This is a genomic window from Sphingopyxis sp. (assembly GCF_036675685.1).
Lineage (GTDB): Bacteria > Pseudomonadota > Alphaproteobacteria > Sphingomonadales > Sphingomonadaceae > Sphingopyxis.
In genome coordinates this window covers 1-20072 of sequence record NZ_JAKFEM010000036.1, presented here as the reverse complement: position 1 = coordinate 20072, position 20072 = coordinate 1, and the positions used below count along the sequence as shown (strand labels likewise).

The window sequence follows — 20072 nt, the reverse complement described above, 5'->3', positions numbered from 1 at the left end:
CTCGCTGTCCTCCCCTGAAGGGGAGGGCGTGTTGCTTACCGCCCCAACAATCCGCGTGCCTGCCCCGCGATATGCGACAGCATAGCACCATTCGGGTTCGGGATCGTCCGTGCGCGATCGACCGTGGCGCGGAATTGCGCGATGCGCGCCGCGTGATCGGCGAGCCATTTGGTCACCGCGGTATCGAGATCGCCCTTCGGCAAGCCGGCGAGGAAAGTCAGGCGCATCTGCTGGAAATCGCGCGCGAGGCTGTTGACCAACAGGCGCTCCCATGGATCGGCGGGGCTCATATGCGCCGCCAGCGTCTGCGCCCAGTCGAGCCCCAGCGCTTCACCCAAATGGGTGAAGGCGTGGGTCACCGCGACCTCGTCGTCGCCGCGCCGTTCGGCCAGGTCGACGATGCCGATCGCGCCGTCGGTCTTGAACAGGCGGACGACAGCCGCGGTGAGCGCCTCGGGCGCACCCGCATCGAGCAGTTGCTGGGTGAGCATGTCCCACTGATGTTTGACCGACGGACTGAGTAGCGCGTCGACACCCGTCATCAGGCGGTCGACCCCGGGTTCGAGCCGCGCGACGACCGGCCCCGCCTGCGACAGCGTCTGGGTGACGCGAAGCAGGTCGGCCATCTGCGAGGTCATTGCCGACGACGCCTGGCTGAACAGCGAGAGGCGCACGCTTTCGTCGATCCTCGCCGCGTCGAGCGCCTCCCAGATCGCCGGCATGTCGAGCAATCGTTCGACCGCGACGAACGCCGCGGCGACGTCGCCGAGTGCGCAGCCTTCCTCTTCGACCAGTTCGAAAGGATGGACGATGCCCATGCGGTTGATGATGCGGTTGGCGATCTTGGTCGCGATGATTTCGCGGCGCAGCTGGTGATCGGCGATCGCCGACGCGAAATCACGCTGCATCTCGGCCGGGAAGGCCGCGGCAAGATCGCTGCCAAGCGCCGGATCGCCCGGCAGGTCGCTATGCTCGATCGCGTCCTGCAGCGCGAGCTTCGCGGTCGACAGCAGCACCGCGAGTTCGGGGCGCGTCAGCCCGCGCCCTTCGGCGGCGCGGCGGAGCAGTTCGTCGTTCGCCGCCAGCCCTTCGACCTTGCGGTCGAGACGGCCCGAGGCTTCGAAGGTCTCCATCAGCCGGACGAGCGAGGCAACCCCCGCCGACCCGCCCTTTTCGGCGATCGACAGCGCGAGCGCCTGGAGCCTGTTGTCCTCGAGCACCAGCGCCGAGACATCGTCGGTCATGCGGACGAGCAGCGCGTCGCGGTCCGCCTGCGCCAGCCGTCCTTCGGCCATCTCGCGGTTGAGCGCGATCTTGATATTGACCTCATTATCCGAGCAGTCGACGCCGGCGCTATTGTCGATGAAGTCGGTGTTGATGCGCCCGCCCTTCGCCGAAAAGGCGATGCGCGCGGCCTGCGTGACACCAAGGTTCGCGCCCTCGCCCACCGCGCGGACGCGCAGATCCTCGGCATCGACGCGCAGCGCGTCGTTCGCAGGATCGCCGACCTCGGCATTATTCTGGCTCGCCGCCTTCACATAGGTGCCGATGCCGCCGAACCAGAGGAGGTCGACCGGCGCCTTGAGGATCGCCGAGATCAGCGAGCCGGGGTCGATTTCCGGCACCGACAGGCCGAGCAGCGCTTGTACCTCGGGGCTCAAAGGAATGCTCTTCTGACTGCGCGGGAAGATGCCGCCGCCCTTCGAGATCAGCTTGGCGCTATAATCGGCCCAGCTCGAGCGCGGCAGCGCGAACATCCGCTCGCGTTCCTTCCAGCTTTTCGCCGGATCGGGATTGGGATCGAGGAAGATGTGGCGATGGTCGAACGCCGCGACGAGCTGGATCGCCTTCGACAGCAGCATGCCGTTACCGAACACGTCGCCCGACATGTCGCCGCAGCCGGCGACGCGGATCGTGTCGCTCTGCACATCGACGCCCATTTCGGCGAAGTGGCGCTGGACCGAGAGCCACGCGCCCTTGGCGGTGATGCCCATCGCCTTATGGTCATAACCGTTCGACCCGCCGCTCGCGAACGCATCGCCGAGCCAGAATTTGCGCTCCATCGCGAGCGCGTTGGCGACGTCGGAGAAGGTCGCGGTGCCCTTGTCGGCGGCGACGACGAAATAGGGATCGTCGCCGTCGTGAATCACGACGCCCTTGGGATGCACGACCTTGCCCGCCACCAGATTGTCGGTGATCGACAGAAGCGAGCGGATGAAAATGCGATAGCATTCGGTGCCCTCGGCGAACCAGGCGTCGCGGTCGAGCGACACGTCGGGCAACGCCTTGGGATAGAAGCCGCCCTTCGCGCCGGTCGGCACGATCACGGCGTTCTTCACGCGCTGCGCCTTCATCAGCCCGAGGATTTCGGTACGGAAGTCGTCGCGACGGTCGGACCAGCGGAGCCCGCCGCGCGCGACCGGGCCGGCGCGCAGGTGAATGCCTTCGACCCGCGGCGAATAGACCCACACCTCGCGCCACGGCAGCGGCTTGGGCAGGCCGGGGACGAGGCTCGAATCGATCTTGAACGCCAGCGCTTCTTCGGCGGCGGGGGCGAAGGCGTTGGTGCGCAGCGTCGCGCCGATCACCGCGTGGAAGAGGCGCAGGATGCGATCCTCGTCGATCGATTTGATGTCGGCAAAGCCCGCGAGAATATCGGCTTCGAGCGCCGCGGCGCGGGCCTCGTCGCGCGCCTTGGGATCGTGGAGAGCCGCGAAGCGCTCGATCAGCGCGGCGGTGAGCGCGGGGGCGTGACGCAGCGCGCTGACGACCGTATCCATGCCATAGGCCGATCCGCCCTGGCGCAAGTAGCGGAACCAGGCGCGCAGCCAGACGATCGCGCGCGGATCGGTCTGGTTGGTGAGCACGAGCTCGTTGAATGCGTCATTTTCGGCGCGGCCATCGAGCACCGCGGCGATCGCGCCTTCGAGCACCTCGGCATAGGGAAGCAGCGCCAGCTCGTCGACGTTGGCGGGAAGGCGCAGCGTGAAGTCGTGGATCACGATCGGCTGCTCGTCGTCGCCCTCGGCGCCCGGTGCGCGGCTTTGGCCAAGCGCGGTCGGGATTTCCTCGAGCACCTCGAACCCGAAATGCTCGAGCGCGGGGACGACGTCGGACAGCGCGAGCGGGCCGACCGCGCTATAGACCTTGAGCCGCAGCCGGTCGTCGCCGTCGAGGCTCTTGCGCGCGAGCCGGACGCTGCGCGGATTATCGGCGTCGAGGTCGCGCAGGCGCAGGATGTCGCGCGCGGCTTCCTCGGGATTATAGAGGTTGCGGTAATTGGGCGGGAAGGTCGGCGCGAAACGCGCCGCGAGCGCCGCGGCGCGCCCCGGGTCGCCGCGCTTGGCCAGCGCCGCCTCCACCTCGGGCTGCCAGCCGCGGACCATCTGTTCGAGCTGCGCGTTGAGCGCGTCGGTATCGGGGACGACACCGCCGCTGCGGAGGTCAAGCGTGTAGCGCAGCAACGCCGCGCCGCCATCCTCGAGCACCATCGTCCAGCCGATGACCCCGGCTTTCGCTTCGCGCACCAGCATCGCCTCGACCGCGATGCGGCGGCCGGTCGACACTTCGTCGCGCGGCAGCCAGACGAACACGAACAGGTGGCGGCCGAGCGCGCTGCGCACCGTCACCAGCTTCGGCCGCGGCCGGTCGGTGATCGACATCGAGGTGAGCACGAGTTCCTCGAGCGAAGCAGCGTCGAACGCAATGAGCAGGTCGTGCGGCAGCGCGGTGAGCGCGTGCGCGAGTGCCTTGCCCGCATGGCCCGTCGGGTCGAAACCGAATTTCGCCATCAGCGCCTCGAGCTGCGCGCGCAGCATCGGGACCTTGTCGGGCCGCGCCGACAGCGCCGCGCTGGTCCACAGGCCGGCGTGGATCGACAGGCGCTCGACCTTCTTGCCCTTCAGCTCGGGAACGATGACGAGGTCGAGCAGCACGCGGCGGTGCACCGCCGAAAGCCGGTTCGATTTGATCAAGAGCGGCGCCTGTCCGCCCTTGTCGAACCAGGCGAAGGCCGCGTCGAGCGCCGCAGGCGACAGAAGCTGGGTCTCGCCACTCTCGCTGACCCCCAGCGAATCCTGTACCTTGCCGTCGCGCGTGCGCCATTCATGGCCGAGCTGGGTCATCGCCCCGCCCTCGAACCATCGCAGCAGCTCGGCGGCTTCGCCCTCGACGCGCATCGCGGCATCGGCGAGCATCGCCGCGCGCATCGCGCGCCAGTCGCGCACCGCGGCGCGCACGTCGCGCAGCGCCGCCTCGACCGCGTCGAGCAGCCGGCGGCGCGCACGCGCGTCGCCGCGTTCGAGTTCCATATAGATGACCGACTCGCGGCCCGGCCCCTCGCCTGCTTCCTGCAGATGCCCGCTGGCATCGCGTTTTACCGGCACGACGGGGTGGAGGATGCGGTGGACCGCGAGCCCCTGCGCCGCCACGACCTGCGACGTCGAATCGACGAGGAACGGCATGTCGTCGTTGACGATCGCCAGCCGCATCCGGCGGTCGGTCCCGTCGGCGGCGATCGGTTCGAGCAGCAGCGAGGGCGTTTCCGGGACGCGGTCGAGCGCTGCGCGCGCGGCGAACTGGCCCGCGTCGGCGAGCGCCGTCTTGTCCATATCGTCACCCTCGCCCGGCAGCGCACTGCCACGCAGCGCGGCCAGATAGGCGGCGGCGATTTTCGGAGGAATTTTGGCGATGGAGGTGGTTGGCGTGTCCGTTTCCGGCATGTCGGACGTATTTTGAGGCATAAGGTGCAGCATCCCGAACCAAAGAGGGGATCCCTGCCGACGATCGGCGGGGGCCCGTTCGCTGGGTCACCCTATGCGCCTGTGGCGCGCGCGGCTCAAGGCCTCGTTCGCTGCCTCATGTTAAAAAATTTCAATTTTGGGATTGTCTGTTGCGTGAACGCTCTCAACCACCGGGCGTGATCGGAACCGCCTTGCGCGCAAGTTTCGCGACCAGCGCTGGATCGTCGGCCGCCTTGGCGACGATGCCGATATGTCCACCGGGCATTGCGCGCGCGATCAGCACGACAAACTCGGCATCGCCAGCGTCATGTTCGAGAATCACCGCCGGATGCGCGCGGCGCAGCGCATCGAGCTTTTCGTCGGGCCGTTCACCCGCATCGTCGGCCGGCTTGCGGCGCGCACGCGCGTCCTTGACCAAGCCCTTGAGCCCGCCCGGATAGCGATCGAGATAGGCGACGAGTTCGCCGCGGCCGACGCCTTCGTCCCTGGCATGGCTGAGCACGAGAGCATATTCGGCAAGCCGCGTCTTGTCATAGGTTGCGCCAAAAACCAGCTTCACCACCGGCGTCATCGGCGCGCGGTCCTGCATCGTCAGCCCGGCGTCGTCGAGCAAGGCGGCGAAGGCATCCGGCTGCTGCTCGGCAACCAGCGCAAAATCCCACGCCTTGCCGACCGCCTGATAGAGCGCGTTCCGGCTGCGGCTGTCGGCGGCGAGCGCGCGTTCGGCGGTTTCGCGCGCAAGCGCCAACCAGTCGGCCAACTCGGCATCGTCACCGGGTTCGGCGGTTTCCGGTTCGGCGGCGGCCGGAGCGCCGGCCGCGACCGGTACGCCTGCGCTATCGACCAGCGCAGCAAAGCCGGGAGCGGCATCGCCCCCGACCTGATCGTCGAGATGTTCCGAATCGGGGCCGTCGGCCCATACCGGCACCGGCGCGGTCAGCGGCGCGGCGCTGCGCAGCGCCTGTTCGACCGACAGTTGCAGTTCCTCGGCCTGATCGGCGGCGACCGCTTCCTTCCAGTTGATCACGCCCATGATGAAATCGATCGTGTCGTCGTCGGACGAGAAGGGCAGCAGGATGCCGCGGTACATGATGGTGACGCCGCGATCGTTGACGAATTCGGCCTCGAAACCGATCGGCGCGCGGTTCGCGATGATCTGGAGATAATGATCGGTCAGCCGCGACAGCAGCGACCGGCCGGGGATCTGGCTGATATAATGGACGTCATCGGCGATCTGCGACTCTTCGCGCAACCGGTCGCCGAGAAAGGCGATGCCCGGATTTTCGACTCCCGCGGTGAAGTCGAGCAGCACCGAGTGCGCGCCAAAATCGGCGCCGTCGAGATCGAGATCCTCGACCGAGGGATAAGCGCGGTCGGCGAGCAGCGAGGCCCAGTAATTATAGGCCCGCACCTGCATCCGCCGCTCGTCGACGCCCACGGCCACCGGCGCATCGATCGCCGCGTCATCCTGACCGTGGCTGCCCGAAAGCAGTCCGCGCATGCTGTCCATCATTTATCCCCAGCCGGTAACATTGGGCATGTCATGCACCGGAACTGGTAAAAGCGGCGTAAACGATGAAGGAGACGGCCCACGGCGCTTGGGTCACCGATTACCGGCGCGTGCCCCCTTTGTCAGCACATCTTCACCGAACGATGCAATTATGCATGGATCATATATCAATTTTAGCCATACTAAATTGCCAAAAATTCTCAATTATCAAATTATATCATATGAATAAGATCATCCTTCTCATTCGCAGCCCGAAGTACAATATGGATTGTGCATGGTATCATGTATATTGTCCGTTGGAGTCGAAGGCGATGAGCGCTGAGCTTGGCAGCGAAAAGCTGCGGTGGATTTTGTGGGCCGGCTGGCATGGCAAATGCCCCGAATGCGGCGAGGGGCCTATGTTCCGGTCGTGGCTGAAGCTGGCCGATCGCTGCGAGAATTGCGGCCTCGATTTCAGCTTCGCCGCCCCCGACGACGGCCCCGCCTTTTTCTCGCAATGTATCGTCGCCTTTCCGCTGACCTTTGTGATCGTGTGGCTGCAGATCATGTACAGCCCCCCGCTGTGGGTGCATCTGGTCTTCTCGATCCCGGTGATGGTCATCGGATGCGTGCTGCCCTTGCGGCCGATCAAGGGCTGGCTCGTCGCGTCGCAATATGTGAACAAGGCGCAGGAATCGGGGACCGAACATCTGTGGGCAAAGCTGAATGCGCGCGAAAAGTACGAAGCGGACGAACGACGTGGCGGCTGACGCGTGGCTGCCCGACATCGCCGCCACCGCGGGGCCCAAATATAAGGCGGTGACCGCGGCAATCGCCGCCGCGGTCGCGCGCGGCGAGCTTGGCCACGGCGACCGTCTGCCGCCGCAGCGCGACCTCGCCGCGCGGCTCGGGATCGACCTCACCACCGTCACCAAGGCCTATGACCTTGCGCGGCAACGCGGGCTGATCGTCGCGCGCGGGCGCGCGGGCAGCTTCGTCAGCGACGACGCGCGGACCGGCGAGGTCGCGACCGCGGCGCAAAGCGACATCGCGATGAACAACCCGCCGATCCCCGCCGAGGCCGGGCTGCCCGACGCGATGGCGGCGGCGCTCGGCACGCTGGCGCAGCCCGAGGGCCTCGCGCGACTGTATTACCAGCGCCCCGGCGGTGCGGCGGCGGACCGCGAAACCGGCGCCGGCCTGCTCGCACGCACCGGCCTGTCGTCGGCGGCCGAACAGGTCGTCGTCACCGCGGGCGGGCAAAATGCGCTGCACGCCATCGCCGCGGCGATCCTGAAGCCCGGCGACCGCGTCGCGTGCGGGCGCTTCATCTATACGGGGTTCCATGCGATTGCGCGGCGGACCGGCATCGCGCTCGTCCCGCTGGCGGAAATGTCCGCCGCCGCGCTGGAAAAGGCGCATGATGCCGCGCCGCTGCGCGCGCTTTATGTCGTCCCGACCAACGACAATCCGACCGCCGCGACGATACCCGCGAAGGAGCGGCAGGAGATCGCGGCGTGGGCGCAGGCCGCCGGCGTCCAGATCATCGAGGACGACGCCTATGGCCTGCTGCCCGATGCACCGCTTCCCGCCATCGCCAGCTTCGCGCCCGGGGTCAGCTGGTATATCGCGAGCGTGGCCAAGATCATCTCGCCCGCGCTGCGCGTCGGCTTCGTCCGGGCGCCGGGCGTCGCCGAGGCCATGCAGCTCGCATCGTGCCAGCATGAAAGCGCGGTGATGGCGCCGCCGCTCAATGTCGCAATGGTGTCGCTGTGGCTGGCCGACGGCAGCTTCGACCGGCTGGTCGACGCGGTGCGCAAGGAGGCGGCGTGGCGGCAGAAGCTGGCGCGCACGGTGCTGGGCGAGGCGCGCTATGCCGCGCATCCGCAAGGCTATCACCTCTGGCTGCCGCTTCCCGAAGACAGCCAGCCCGACCGGCTCGCCGCCGCGGTCGCGCTCGACGGACTGTCGGCGGTCGCGTCGGACCGCTTCGCGGTGACCGCCGATGCACCCAAGGCGATGCGCGTCTCGCTGGGCGGCACGATCGACCGGCGCGGCCTGTCGCGCGCGCTGCACCGGCTCGCCGCGCAGCTCTGGTCGCCGGGCGGGGCGGCGAACCCCATCGTCTAGAAACAATCGTCATCCCGGCGAAGGCCGGGATGACGGGATTGGGGTTCGGCCTTACTTCCCCGGGTGCAGCCGGATCGCCGCGCCGCCGCCGGGGGCGAGCCAGAGCTTATACGTATCGCCCTTCTTCACCTTGACCGTTTCGTACGCGATCTTGTGCCGCGCGTCGGTGAGGTAGGTCGCACCTTCGCCATCCTTATAGACGGTCGCGGTGTAGATCTTGCCCGCATCGAGGAAGTCGAAGTTCAGCGTCAGCGTGCGTTCGGTTGCGTCGTTGACCCCGCCGACATACCAGTCGGCGCTGTTCCGGTCCTTGCGCGCGAAGATCGCATAGTCGCCGACCTCGCCCGCGATCAGCCGACTGTCGGCCCAGTCGGCGGGAACCTGTTTGATGAACTCAAGCTCGCGCGGATGCGCCTCGAGGCTCTCGATGAAATCGGCGGCCATCTGGATCGGCGAGTAGATCGCCAGATAAAGGCCGAGCTGCTTCGCGAGCGTCGAGGCGAACGGCGCCTTGTTCGATCCTTCGAGGCTCAGCACCCCCGGCGTATAATCCATCGGGCCCGACAGCATGCGGGTGTAGACGAGCGTCGGTTCATGGTCGGGGCCGCTGCCGAAGTTGCTCCAGGCATTATATTCCATGCCGCGCGCGCCCTCGCGCGCGACCCAGTTGGGATAGGTGCGGCGGAGGCCCGTATCCTTCACCGGCTCGTGGGGGTTGACCGCGACCTTGTACTTCGCGGCGGTCTGCACGACCTTCAGATGGTGCTGCACCTGCCGCTGGCCGTCGTGCCACTCCATGCGCGTCGTCCCGGGCGTGTCGCCGGGCGCGATGATCCCGCCGGCGTCGGCGACATAGCCCGTCTTGACGGCCTTGACGCCAAGCTGGCCATACAGCTTCATCGCATCGTCCAGCTGCGCCTCGTAAACCGCAATATTGCCGCCGGTTTCATGATGGCCGATCAGCGTCACGCCCTTCTTTCGCGCGTAATCGGTGACCGCCTTCAGGTCGAAATCGGGATAAGCCTCAGTGAAGCTGAATTCGTCGCCATGCCCGAACCAGTTGCCATTCCAGCCCTTATTCCAGCCCTCGACGAGCACGCCGCCGAAACCGTGCTTCGCCGCGAAGTCGATATATTGCTTGGTGCGTTCGGTGGTCGCGCCATGCTGCGGCCCCTCGGCCCAGCTCCACGGACCGCGGATCATGCCCCACCAGATGCCGATATATTTCATCGGCTTGACCCAGCTCACGTCGCCGAGCTTGTTCGGTTCGTTTAGGTTGAGCTCAAGGTCGCTTTCGACCAGCCCCGCTGCATCATCGGCGATGCGGATCGTTCGCCACGGCGTGTTGAACGGCAGGTCGCGGATCACCCGCGCGCCGCGCGACGAGGGCGACAGCGTCGAGCGGAACTTGCGCCCCTCGACGCGCTTCAACCACATGCCCGAATAGTCGACCAGCGCCGCCTCGTGGAACGCGAGGTGCGTGCCGTCGTCGAGGCGCATCGTGATAGGCGTGTGCGCGGTCGCGACCGCATCGATCGGCGTTTTTTGATAGATTTGCTCGTAGCGATTCCACTCGCCACCGGTGATCCACCACGCGGTGCCCTCGGGCACGATGTCATATTCGGTGACCTCGTCGGCGATCTTCGCGGTCTTCAGCCCCGCCTGCTCGGGCAATTCATAGCGAAAGCCGATGCCGTCGTTGAAGAGCCGGAATCGGACGCTGATCGCATGCCCGCCCCAGCTTTCGTGCTGGCGGAAGCGGACGAGCAATTCATTGTAGTGATTGCGCACGAAGCGGCGCTCGCCCCACGGCAATTCCCATTTCCCGTCGGCGCTCGCCTTTTCCGCGCCCTCGATCGCGAAACCACGCTGCAAGCCGATGCCGTCGGTCAAAAGAAAACCCAGCTTCGACGGCGCGATAAGCAGCTTGCCCTTGCGCGACAGCGACCAGGTCGGCCGCTGGTCGGTGTCGGTCGAGACGGTGAGCGTGATGCTGGCATCGGGCGACGCCGCGGTCTGCGACGGGCGGGCCTCCTGCGCCATGGCGGGCGCTGCCGCGGCGGCGAGCAGGGCGACGGTGGCAATCAGGCTACGCATCAATTTGTTCCTTTAAGATTGAGCCAGAGGACGCCGCATGGCGGCAGCGCCGTCGCATCCGCGCCATTCAGCGCGACAAATGGGGTTCCGCCGGCAGTGTGCGTCGCGATAGCGATCGGCTCGCCGCCGAGGTTGAACAGGCAGCGGACATGCTGCCCATCGGCAATCCGGTCGAAGGCGAGCAGGTCACCCTCAGCGACCCAGCGGTCGTCACGGCCGAGGCGCAGCGCAGGGTGCGCGGCGCGCAATGCAACGAGCTGGCGCGTCAGGTTGAGCAGCGATTGCGGGTCGCCCTGCTGCCGGTCGACCGCCAGATCGCGATGCGCGGGGCCGAGCGGGAGCCAGGGATCGGCGGCGGAAAAGCCCGCGTTCGCCTCGGTGGCGGCCCAGGGCAGCGGCGTCCGCGCGCCGTCGCGCGACAGCGTCAGCGGCCAGTTCTTGAGCGCTTCGGGATCCTTCACCAGCTCGAACGGAATCTCGACCTGGTCGAGCCCCAGCTCCTCGCCATTATAGAGGATGATATTGCCGCGTAGCGCGCAGAGCAGCGCCATCTTCATCCGCGCATAGGCGGCGCTGTCGACACCCTTGGGGGTCCAGCGCGACACCGCGCGCGGCGCATCGTGATTCTCGAACGCCCAGCTCGGCCAGCCGAGCCCCGGCACGTCGGGCCATTGTTCGGCCGCCTCGCGCACCAGCTGCGGCGTCAGGCGGTCGGCATAGAGGAAATCGAAGCCATAGGCGCTGTTGAGCCGGCGCTCGCCCGCGGTGAACAGCTTCATCTCGCGCACCGCGTCGTCGCCGCCGACTTCGGCCACCGTGAAGCGGCCCGGATATTCATCGGTCAGCGCGCGGATGCGTTCGAGGAAGAGCGCGATGTCGGGGTGCGACTGGTTGTAGATTTTCTGCTGGAAATCGAACGGCCGGGTGCGGACCTTGTTCGACGGCGGCGCGGGCGGATTGTCGCGCAGTTCGGGGTCGTGCATCGAGAAGTTGATCGCATCGATGCGGAACCCGTCGACGCCGCGGTCGAGCCAGAAGCGCACGACGCCGAGCAGCGCGTCCTGCACCTCGCGGCTATGCACATTGAGCTGCGGCTGGGTGCCAAGGAAATTGTGCATAAAATATTGGCCGCGCCGCGCATCCCACGTCCACGCCGGGCCGCCGAACACCGACTGCCAGTTGGTCGGCGGCGACCCGTCGGGTTTCGCGTCGGCCCAGACATACCAGTCGGCCTTGGCATTTTCGCGGCTCGCCCGGCTCTCCGCAAACCACGCGTGCTGGTCCGACGTGTGCGCGAAGACGAGGTCGGTGGTGACCTTCAGCCCCAGCGCGTGCGCGCGGGCGACGAGCGCATCGAAATCGGCGAGCGATCCGAAGATCGGATCGACCCCGCAATAATCGGCGATGTCATATCCGAAATCGTCCATCGGCGAGGGATAGAAGGGCGACAGCCAGATCGCGTCGACGCCGAGCGCGGCGATATAGTCGAGCCGCGCGGTGATGCCGGCAAGGTCGCCGATGCCGTCGCCGTTCGAATCGGCGAAGCTGCGCGGATAGACCTGATAGATCACCGCGCCCTTCCACCATGGGTTGGCGGCGGCAGCGGGCAAAGTCTGGTCCTGAACGAGGGGCTGGTTCGTCGTCACGCTGGGTTCCGCTTATTCGCTGGCCTGGCAGATGATGGTGCCAAAGGCGGGGAGGGAGAGGTGGAGGCTGCCCGGCGCGGCAGGACTTGCCGGGCAATCGCCGTGGAGCGCGGTAAAGCCCGCGCTTTTCGTATCGATGGCAATGTTCGCCGACAACGGCGCTGCAGACGTATTGTACGCGAGCACGACCTCGCGCCCGGTGTCGGGGTCGAAGCGCGAGATGGCGAGCAGGCCCGGCTTTTCGGAGAAAGCGCGGACCTTGGTCGCGCCGCGCGTCAATGCGGGGGTCTTGCGGCGGATTTCGGCGAGCGCCGCGATATGGCGATAGAGCGGGTGCGCGGGGTCGAAATTCGCGGCCGCGGTCGTCGCGTCGCTGCCGATCAGGTCGTTGTCGTTATAGGCGGCGACCTTCGAGGCAAACATGTCCTCGCGCGCAAGCTGGTCCTTGTCGTCGGACACAAACCCCTGCTCGTCGCCATAATAGATCGTCGGCACGCCGCGCAGCGTCAGCAAAAGGCTGTGCCCAAGCGTCACGCGCTGAAGCAGTTCGGCCTCGCTCGCCCCCGGGTTCGCCGCCTTCACGAACATCGCGAAGCGGCCCATGTCGTGGTTGCCGAGGAAGGTCGGCAGCTGAAGCGCCGCCGCCGCGCCGCCCTTATAAAGCAGGTCGCCGTCGAACAGCTTCGCAAACTGGTCGGTGCCCTTCGTCCCGCTGACCGCATCGATCGCGGCGCGCGCAAAGCCGAAGTCGAGCACCGCGGGCAGCCCCGCCGCATGCGTGTGCCACGCGAGCGCGCCCGGATCGACCGCATCGATATAGACCTCGCCGAAGATGTGGAAATTGGGGATGCCGCGCGCCTTCGCGCGCGCCCGCATCGCGGGCACGAACGCCTGCCAGAATTCGGGATTCACATGCTTCGCGGTATCGATGCGAAAGCCGTCGATACCGAAGTCGTCGATCCAGCGGCCGAAGATGTCGATGAAACCGTCGACGACGCGCGGGTTCTCGGTCGCGAGATCGTCGAGCCCCGAAAAATCGCCATAGAGCGCCGACTCGCCGACCCAATTGCTGTTCCCGCGATTATGGTAATAGGCCGGATCGTTGAGCCAGGCCGGGACCTTTACCGTCTCCTCGCCCTTGGGGACGACGGGGGTGTAAGCGAAACCCGGATCGGTCAGCTTTTTCCAATTCTCCGCGCCGGCGACATGGTCGCCCGCGAACCCCGGATTGATCGGCGCGCCGCCGATCCCGCCGCGCCGCGAAAAGGGATAGTCGGCGATCGCGCGATAGGGGAAACCCTCCGCCTCGCCTTCCTTGTACCGGATCACGTCGGCGGTGTGGTTGGCGATGATGTCCATATAGACCTTCATCCCGCGCTTGTGCGCCACATCGACGAAGGCCTTGAACTCGGCATTGGTGCCGAAATGCGGATCGACCTGGGTGAAGTCGGTGACCCAGTAGCCATGATAGCCCGCGCTCTCGTCGCCCTTCGGCCCCTGCACCGGCTTGTTCTTGAATATCGGCGCGAACCAGATCGCGGTCGTCCCCAGCCCCTCGATATAGTCGAGCCGCTTGGTGAGGCCCGCGAGGTCGCCGCCATGGAAAAAGCCCTTGGCGGCGGGATCGTAGCCGGTCTGGAGCCGGCCGCCCTTCAGCCCGCCTTGGTCGTTCTTCGCATCGCCATTTTCGAAACGGTCGGGAAGGACGAAATAGATGACCTCATCCTCGGGCGGCCGCCGGCGATAATCCTCGGCCGGCACCGCAGCAGGCGCGGCGCCCGCGAGGGTCAGCGCGATGAGGGAGGTGAAAAGGCTCACGCGGGCACTCCTGCCGCGCAATGCTGCGCGATAAAATCCTCATGGGTGGGCAGGCGCGACGCGGCGCCCGCGACAATCGTCCCGATGTCGGCGAAAAAGCCCGACAATTCCTCGCGGGTCAGCGCGTCGGCCATCGGATGATAGCCCTTGGGTTCGATATTCTGGCCCGCCAGCACCTGGAACCAGCCGATTTCGACGAACAACTCGTCGCCTTCGCGAACGATCTGGCCCTGGCTTCGGAACAGGTCGATTTTTTGGGCCAGCGTCTCCGGAATTTCCATCTCGCGGCAGCGGATCCAGAAGGGCGAGTCGGTGCGCTCGTTCGCGTGGTAGTGGAGGATGACGAAGTCGCGGATGCGTTCGTAATCGAAGCGGATACGGCGATTATAGGCATCGATGTTGGCCGCATCGAAATCGCGATCGGGAAAATGCGACAGCAGCTTGGCGATGCCGTTCTGGATCAGGTGGATGCTGGTCGATTCGAGCGGCTCAAGGAAACCCGAGGCAAGGCCCAGTGCGACGACATTGAAGTTCCACGCTTGGCTGCGCATGCCGGTCCGGAAGCGCAGCGTTCGCGGTTCGGCGAGCGGGCGGCCCTCGACATTGGCGAGCAGGACCGCGGTCGCTTCATCCTCGCTGATGAAGTCGCTGCAATAGACATGGCCGTTGCCGGTCCGGTGCTGGAGCGGAATGCGCCATTGCCAGCCGGCCTTATGCGCGATCGCCTGCGTATAGGGCCGCGCCGGGCCGGCATTTTCGCTCGGCACCGCGATCGCGCGGTCGCAGGGAAGCCAGTGCGTCCAGTCCTCGAAGCCGGTTCCGAGCGCCTCCTCGATCAGCAGCGCGCGAAAGCCCGAGCAGTCGATGAAGAGCTCGCCGTCGATCGCCGTGCCCTTTTCCAGCACGACGGCCTCGATATGGCCGGTTTCGGCATTGCGCCGGACGCTGGCGATCTTGCCCTCGGTCCGTTCGACCCCCGCCCGTTCGGCGATCTTGCGCAGATAGGCGGCATAAAGCGCGGCGTCGAAATGAAAGGCATAGGCGATGCCATCAAGACTTGTGCTCGGAATCTGTGGTAACCGCGCGAAGCGGTTTGCGTGCGCCGCGGTTTCGTTCAGCGAATAATCGCCGAGCCGGCCCGCGACGCCTTCGGCTCGCCCGCGAAGCCAATATTGCGGAAAGGACAGCATGCCGAGGCTGCGCCCGATCTGACCGAAGGCGTGCATATAGACGTCGCCGATCCGGCCCCAGTCGTGGAACTGGATGCCCAGCTTGAACGTCCCGCGCGTTTCGCGGATGAATTCATCCTCGTCGATGCCGATCAGGGCATTGAACAAGCGGATCGCCGGAATGGTCGCCTCGCCAACGCCGACCGTGCCGATCTCGTCGCTTTCGATCAGCCGGATCGAGAGATTCTCCATCGTGCGGGACAGCGCCGCGGCAGCCATCCAGCCCGCCGTTCCGCCCCCGACGATCACCACCTTCGTGATGCGACTATCGCCCACCCTGTCCGTTCCTCTCATGCCGCTCGCCCGCCGCCGAAGGGCCTTCAGTCCCGCAAACAAGTGGGCCGGGGTTTCCGGCCGGCCCACCTGTCATGTCAGAACTTGTAGGTGATACCGGCCATGAAGTTGCGACCATAGTTCTGATAGTCGCGGATCTGGCGAGGATCATTGTTGTAATAGGTCACGAAAGGCTCGTTCGTGAGGTTCGATGCCTGGAACAGCACGCCCAGCCCTTCGAGCGCACCGCTCTGGAAGGTATAGCCGACCTGCGCATCGACCACGAACTCGCTCTTGGCCATGAACATGTCGCGGGCAAGGCTGATGGTCGAAACCTCGGCGAGGAATTTGGAACGATAGCGGCCCGACGCACGCACCTGGAAACCGGCCTTTTCGAAATAGGCGGTTCCGTTCACGACCCATTTCGACAGGCCGGGCATCGAAATCGAGTCGGGCCCGCCTTCGCGCACGCGGCTCTTGGTATAGGAGGCGCTGGCCAGCACCCCGAAGCCGTCGAGCGATTGGGTGAAGTTTGCGAAGGGCAGCGAGAAGGAGGCTTCGGCGCCGTAGACGCGCCCGGCATTGCCGTTCAGCCACTGCTTGCTGAGCCCAGCCCGCGTGCCGACCGTTCCGCCGTCGGGAACCTCGAAGTCGGTGAAGTCGAACGGATTGACCTGGCGATAGATGTAATTTTCGAGATATTTGTAGAAGCCGCCGAGCGAGACATAACCGCCCTGGCCGAAATATTTCTCCACCCCGACATCGACCGTGTCGGCCATCAACGGACGCAGCTTCGCATTGCCCAGATCGAGCGACCAGGGCGAAGCGTTGACGTCGGTGTTGTTGCGCTTCGACGTATCGAAATTGACGCCGCCGCCGGGCTTGAGCTGATCCATGCGCGCGCGCGCCAGCATGCGCGCCGCGCCGAAGCGCAGGAAGGTGTTGTCGGCAAATTCGACCGACAGGTTCATGCTCGGCAGGATGTCGGTATAGGTGTCGCCATCGGTAACCGGCGTCGACTGGGTTACGCCGCCGACGACCTGCGCATAAAAGCTCGAACCCGTCTGGTCCGAGTGAACGATCTGGACGCCGACATTGCCGCGGATGGGGGTGCTCCCCGCATCGGTGTCGAAATTCGCCTGGACGAAACCGGTCAGGACCTTTTCGCGGATGGTATAATCGTTGAAGACGCGGGCCGGATCAAAGCCGGCGCCGTCGGTGAGCGTGTAGTTTCCGTCATTGTAGAAACGCCAGCTGTCGAACGCGACCATGCCGGGGATGCCGATGAAATCGAGCGACACCGGGTCGTAGAGATAATCGGCGGGCACCGCGGTGTTGGCCGGATAATTTTTGCTGGTCAGCACGAAGCCGCGGTCGTCGAGGCTCTTCTCGCGGTCCGAATAATTGGCGCCGACGCGCAGGCTGCTGATCACGCCGTCGAGTTCCTGGGTCGCCTGCAGGCGCAGCGATTTCAGCTCATCCTTGATTCGCGGCGTGTTGACGAAGCCGTCCTGGCAGTTGGGAACCGCGCCGCCGCAGCTGTTCCAGCCCTGCGGATCGGTGATCACGAACAGATTGGGGTCGGCATAGTCGAGCGAAGGGTCGAACATGATGCCGCCGTTCGGGCGCATTTCGAACCCGAGCGCGGTTTCGCGCGCGCCGACGCCCTGACCGCGGCCGGTGCCGAGATAGATTTCGAGATTTTCCTCGGTCTTCTTGATCCGCGAATAGCCAAGGTCGAGTTCGAACGTCAGTTTCTCGTTGGGCTTGAACTGGGTGTTCCAGCCGCCGGCGATGATCGTCGAGTTGCGATGGACGACGTCGTTGCGCATCACCGCCTCGGTGCCCGTCCAGACACCCTTCGTCACCAGACCGTCTTCGATGGTGAAGCCGGGCTGGAGCGTCGAATTGCCCCAGAAGAGCGGGAATTCGATGCCGCGCAGGCGCTGTTCGTCCTTGAACTTCGACCAATAGCCGTCGATCGTCGTGTGGAACTTGTCGCTCGGCTCCCATTCGACGACCGCCATCACGCCGTCACGCTTCAGTTCGTTCGATTTCACATAGGGCTTGGCGCCACCGATGATGAAAGCGGTGTTCGTTCCGTCGGTCGCCTCGGGATAGCCCCAGGCGTTGAACCGTTCTTCGGCCGTCGGCGACTGCATGCGCGCATAGCCGATCGCCCAACCGAGCGTGCCGTCGGCGTTCTGGTCGATATAGGAGATGTTCGCGCGATACCCCTTGTTCGAAATGTCGGGGTTGAGCTTGCCGAGATCGTTGACTTCGAAGCGTGCGCCGGCCGCGATCGTGCGCTTGCCATAGGCGAGCGGACGCACCGTCCGCATATCGATCGTACCGCCCAGCGCCTGTCCGATCAGCGACGCGTCGGGGGTCTTGTAGACGATGGCGCCGTTGAGCAGTTCGGACGGATATTGGTCGAGCTCGACGCCGCGATTGTTGCTCGCCGACACCTGTTCGCGGCCGTTGAGCAGCGTCGTGGTGAAGTCGGGGGCAAGGCCGCGGATCGACACGACATTGGCGCGGCCGTCGAGACGCTGCGTCGCAAGGCCCGGGAGGCGCGACAGCGATTCGGCGATCGACAGGTCGGGCAGCTTGCCGATGTCTTCGGCCGAGACCACCTCGACGATCGATGTGTTCGCCTTCTTTGCCTGGACCGAATTGTTGATCGCGCCGCGAATGCCGCTGACGACGATTTCGCCATCGGTCGGCGCTTCGTCGGCGACCGGAGCGGCCGTGCTGTCCTGCGCCATCGCGGCGCCGGGCACGAAAGCGGTCAAGGCAAAGCCGAGCGCGATGGCGCTGGCACCACGGCGAAGGCTGATCGATCTGGTCATGTAAAACTCCCCTGCTGCGACGGGCGGTCGGACCCAGGCGACGGCAAAAGGGGGCGGCAATCGCGCCGCGCGGCATCCTCTCGACGAAGCGTGGGTTTTCCCATCTTGAGGGTCAATTGGAGCCAATCGGTGGATGCGACCAGTGGGTATACGTATACGCATATTATGCAGGCGGGTGCGCTGTCACCGGAATGTCACGCTTTTTGCGGCGCAAACCTGGGGATTCGGCCCCATGCAAATTCTTGGCATCGACCGGACCAATCGCTAGGCTCTTGCCGAGCAGCGGCCAGCGATAAGGCCGCCGCGACCGGGAGATCAGCATGGGGCGCCAGCCCTCGACCAAGCCGACGAGTTTCGACATCGCGTACCTCGCGGGCGTGTCGCAGCCCACCGTGTCGCGCGCGCTGCGCGGCAGCAAATCGGTCAGCGCCGCGACCCGCGCCAACATTCAGCGCATCGCGCAGGAACTCAATTACACAGTCGACAAGAACGCCTCGAGCCTGCGCTCGCAGCGGACCCACACGCTCGCGCTGCTCTTTTTCGAGGATCCGACTCCCGACGAATCGATGATCAACCCCTTCTTCCTGTCGATGCTCGGGTCGATCACGCGCGAATGCGCGCTGCGCGGCTATGACCTCCTCATCAGTTTCCAGCAGATGCACAACGACTGGCACGTCGCCTATCAGGACAGCCACCGCTCCGACGGAATCATCCTCCTGGGCTATGGCGACTATCAGCTCTACCGCAGCAAGCTCGAGCATCTGGTCGAGATGGGGACGAAGTTCGTGCGCTGGGGATCGGTGTCCGACGACAGCATCGGGTTGACCGTCGGATCTGACAATGTCGGCGCGGGCGAGCAGGCGGGCGAACATCTGGTCGAGATCGGGCGGCGCCACATCGCCTTCCTCGGCGACGCGTCGGACCATGCCCCCGAATTCCAGGACCGCTATACCGGGCTTTGCCGCGCGATGCGCGCCGCGGGCGCCGAGCCCGACGCGGCGTTGCAGCGCGATGCGGTATCGTCGGAGGAATCGGGTTACGCCGCGGCAAAGTCGCTCCTCGCGGGCGGCAAGCCGTTCGACGCGATCTTCGCCGCTAGCGACCTGATCGCGATCGGGGCGATGCGCGCGCTGGCCGAAGCCGGGCTACGCCTGCCCGCCGACGTCGCGGTCATCGGTTTCGACGACATCCCCTCGGCCAGCCTGACCTCGCCGACGCTGACCACTGTGATGCAGGATATGAAGGGCGCGGGGACATTGCTCGTCGATGCACTGCTGGACAGCATCGATGACCGACCGGTCGAGCCGAGGATGCTGCCCGCGCGGCTGATCCGGCGGCAGAGCACCGCGGTTTAGACATGCGTTGCAACGGCGGCTTTGGGGTGGTTGCCTCGTACCTCGTCTTCTTTCGTCCGGGGTGACGATGGATGAAGAGGTCGGCATGCCGCGTCATCATTCCAAAGTTCAGGAAAGTTCAGCCCTATGCATCGCCCGATTTGGACCTCGCGGCGTGCTGGACGCGTCCGGCACGCCCCGCCGTAGCCGTACCCGCAAGCCAGGCAGCGACCGCTTTTATCCAGCAAATGAAAGAGCCGGGCGAAGGCTGGCACAGCCGGATAATGTAGGAAAGGCTTATTTGAAGGCGTGCCTGCTTTGGGGTGGGAAGCGGACGGCCCTTATTCGTCATCCCGGGCTTGACCCGGGACCCGCCTTCCTTCTTCCCAACCGAGAAAAGACAAGGCAGGCCCCGGGTCAAGCCCGGGGTGACGAGAAGTTGGATGACTGCAACCGGTCGTT

10 protein-coding genes are annotated in these 20072 nt (G+C 65.6%); 3 read left to right on the top strand and 7 right to left on the bottom strand.

Annotation, left to right across the window (positions count from 1 at the left end; translation table 11 throughout):
- Positions 1–35: 35 nt before the first annotated feature.
- Both V6M50_RS15145 and V6M50_RS15140 read right to left on the bottom strand, forming a co-directional pair.
- The gene (locus tag V6M50_RS15145; protein WP_443030526.1) at positions 36–4721 is read right to left on the bottom strand and encodes an NAD-glutamate dehydrogenase; all 4686 of its coding nucleotides are present in this window, start codon (positions 4719–4721) and stop codon (positions 36–38) included.
- A gap of 184 nt (positions 4722–4905) precedes the next feature.
- On the bottom strand, positions 4906–6252 hold the full coding sequence (locus V6M50_RS15140; RefSeq protein ID WP_443030529.1) for a PAS domain-containing protein: 1347 nt from the start codon (positions 6250–6252) through the stop codon (positions 4906–4908).
- A 311-nt stretch (positions 6253–6563) separates the two neighbouring features.
- On the opposite strand from V6M50_RS15140, the gene V6M50_RS15135 reads away from it, so the two are divergent.
- The gene (locus V6M50_RS15135; protein ID WP_332819404.1) at positions 6564–7001 is read left to right on the top strand and encodes a DUF983 domain-containing protein; all 438 of its coding nucleotides are present in this window, start codon (positions 6564–6566) and stop codon (positions 6999–7001) included.
- Positions 6991–8361 carry an aminotransferase-like domain-containing protein gene (locus tag V6M50_RS15130; RefSeq protein ID WP_332819403.1) on the top strand — a complete coding sequence of 457 codons (1371 nt, stop codon included), beginning with the start codon at positions 6991–6993 and terminating at the stop codon, positions 8359–8361. The genes V6M50_RS15135 and V6M50_RS15130 overlap by 11 nt, the downstream gene beginning before the upstream one ends.
- 51 nt (positions 8362–8412) lie before the next feature.
- Here V6M50_RS15130 and V6M50_RS15125 read toward each other — a convergent pair whose 3' ends face one another.
- The 5 genes from V6M50_RS15125 to V6M50_RS15105 all read right to left on the bottom strand — a co-directional run bounded on the left by V6M50_RS15125 (position 8413) and on the right by V6M50_RS15105 (position 18276).
- Entirely contained in the window at positions 8413–10458 is a 2046-nt protein-coding gene (locus V6M50_RS15125) for a glycoside hydrolase family 97 protein (RefSeq protein WP_332819402.1), read from the bottom strand.
- Positions 10458–12104 (bottom strand): alpha-amylase family glycosyl hydrolase, encoded by a 1647-nt coding sequence (locus tag V6M50_RS15120; RefSeq protein ID WP_332819401.1) that lies wholly within the window; start codon positions 12102–12104, stop codon positions 10458–10460. The genes V6M50_RS15125 and V6M50_RS15120 overlap by 1 nt, the downstream gene beginning before the upstream one ends.
- Positions 12105–12116: 12 nt before the next feature.
- Positions 12117–13922 (bottom strand): alpha-amylase family glycosyl hydrolase, encoded by a 1806-nt coding sequence (locus V6M50_RS15115; RefSeq protein WP_443030525.1) that lies wholly within the window; start codon positions 13920–13922, stop codon positions 12117–12119.
- Entirely contained in the window at positions 13919–15427 is a 1509-nt protein-coding gene (locus tag V6M50_RS15110) for a tryptophan halogenase family protein (RefSeq protein ID WP_332819400.1), read from the bottom strand. Before V6M50_RS15110 ends, V6M50_RS15115 begins: the two co-directional genes overlap by 4 nt.
- Before the next feature lie 95 nt (positions 15428–15522).
- On the bottom strand, positions 15523–18276 hold the full coding sequence (locus V6M50_RS15105; RefSeq protein WP_332819399.1) for a TonB-dependent receptor: 2754 nt from the start codon (positions 18274–18276) through the stop codon (positions 15523–15525).
- A gap of 320 nt (positions 18277–18596) precedes the next feature.
- Between V6M50_RS15105 and V6M50_RS15100 the strand changes: the two genes are divergently transcribed.
- The gene (locus V6M50_RS15100; protein WP_332819398.1) at positions 18597–19631 is read left to right on the top strand and encodes a LacI family DNA-binding transcriptional regulator; all 1035 of its coding nucleotides are present in this window, start codon (positions 18597–18599) and stop codon (positions 19629–19631) included.
- The last annotated feature ends 441 nt before the right edge of the window (positions 19632–20072 follow it).

Excerpts from the sequence above, each read along its gene's own strand:
- V6M50_RS15135 (WP_332819404.1), top strand. The coding sequence starts at position 6,564 with ATGAGCGCTGAGCTTGGCAGCGAAAAGCTGCGGTGGATTTTGTGGGCC.
- V6M50_RS15140 (WP_443030529.1), bottom strand. The coding sequence starts at position 6,252 with ATGGACAGCATGCGCGGACTGCTTTCGGGCAGCCACGGTCAGGATGAC.
- V6M50_RS15125 (WP_332819402.1), bottom strand. The coding sequence starts at position 10,458 with ATGCGTAGCCTGATTGCCACCGTCGCCCTGCTCGCCGCCGCGGCAGCG.
- V6M50_RS15100 (WP_332819398.1), top strand. The coding sequence starts at position 18,597 with ATGGGGCGCCAGCCCTCGACCAAGCCGACGAGTTTCGACATCGCGTAC.
- V6M50_RS15145 (WP_443030526.1), bottom strand. The coding sequence starts at position 4,721 with ATGCCGGAAACGGACACGCCAACCACCTCCATCGCCAAAATTCCTCCG.
- V6M50_RS15105 (WP_332819399.1), bottom strand. The coding sequence starts at position 18,276 with ATGACCAGATCGATCAGCCTTCGCCGTGGTGCCAGCGCCATCGCGCTC.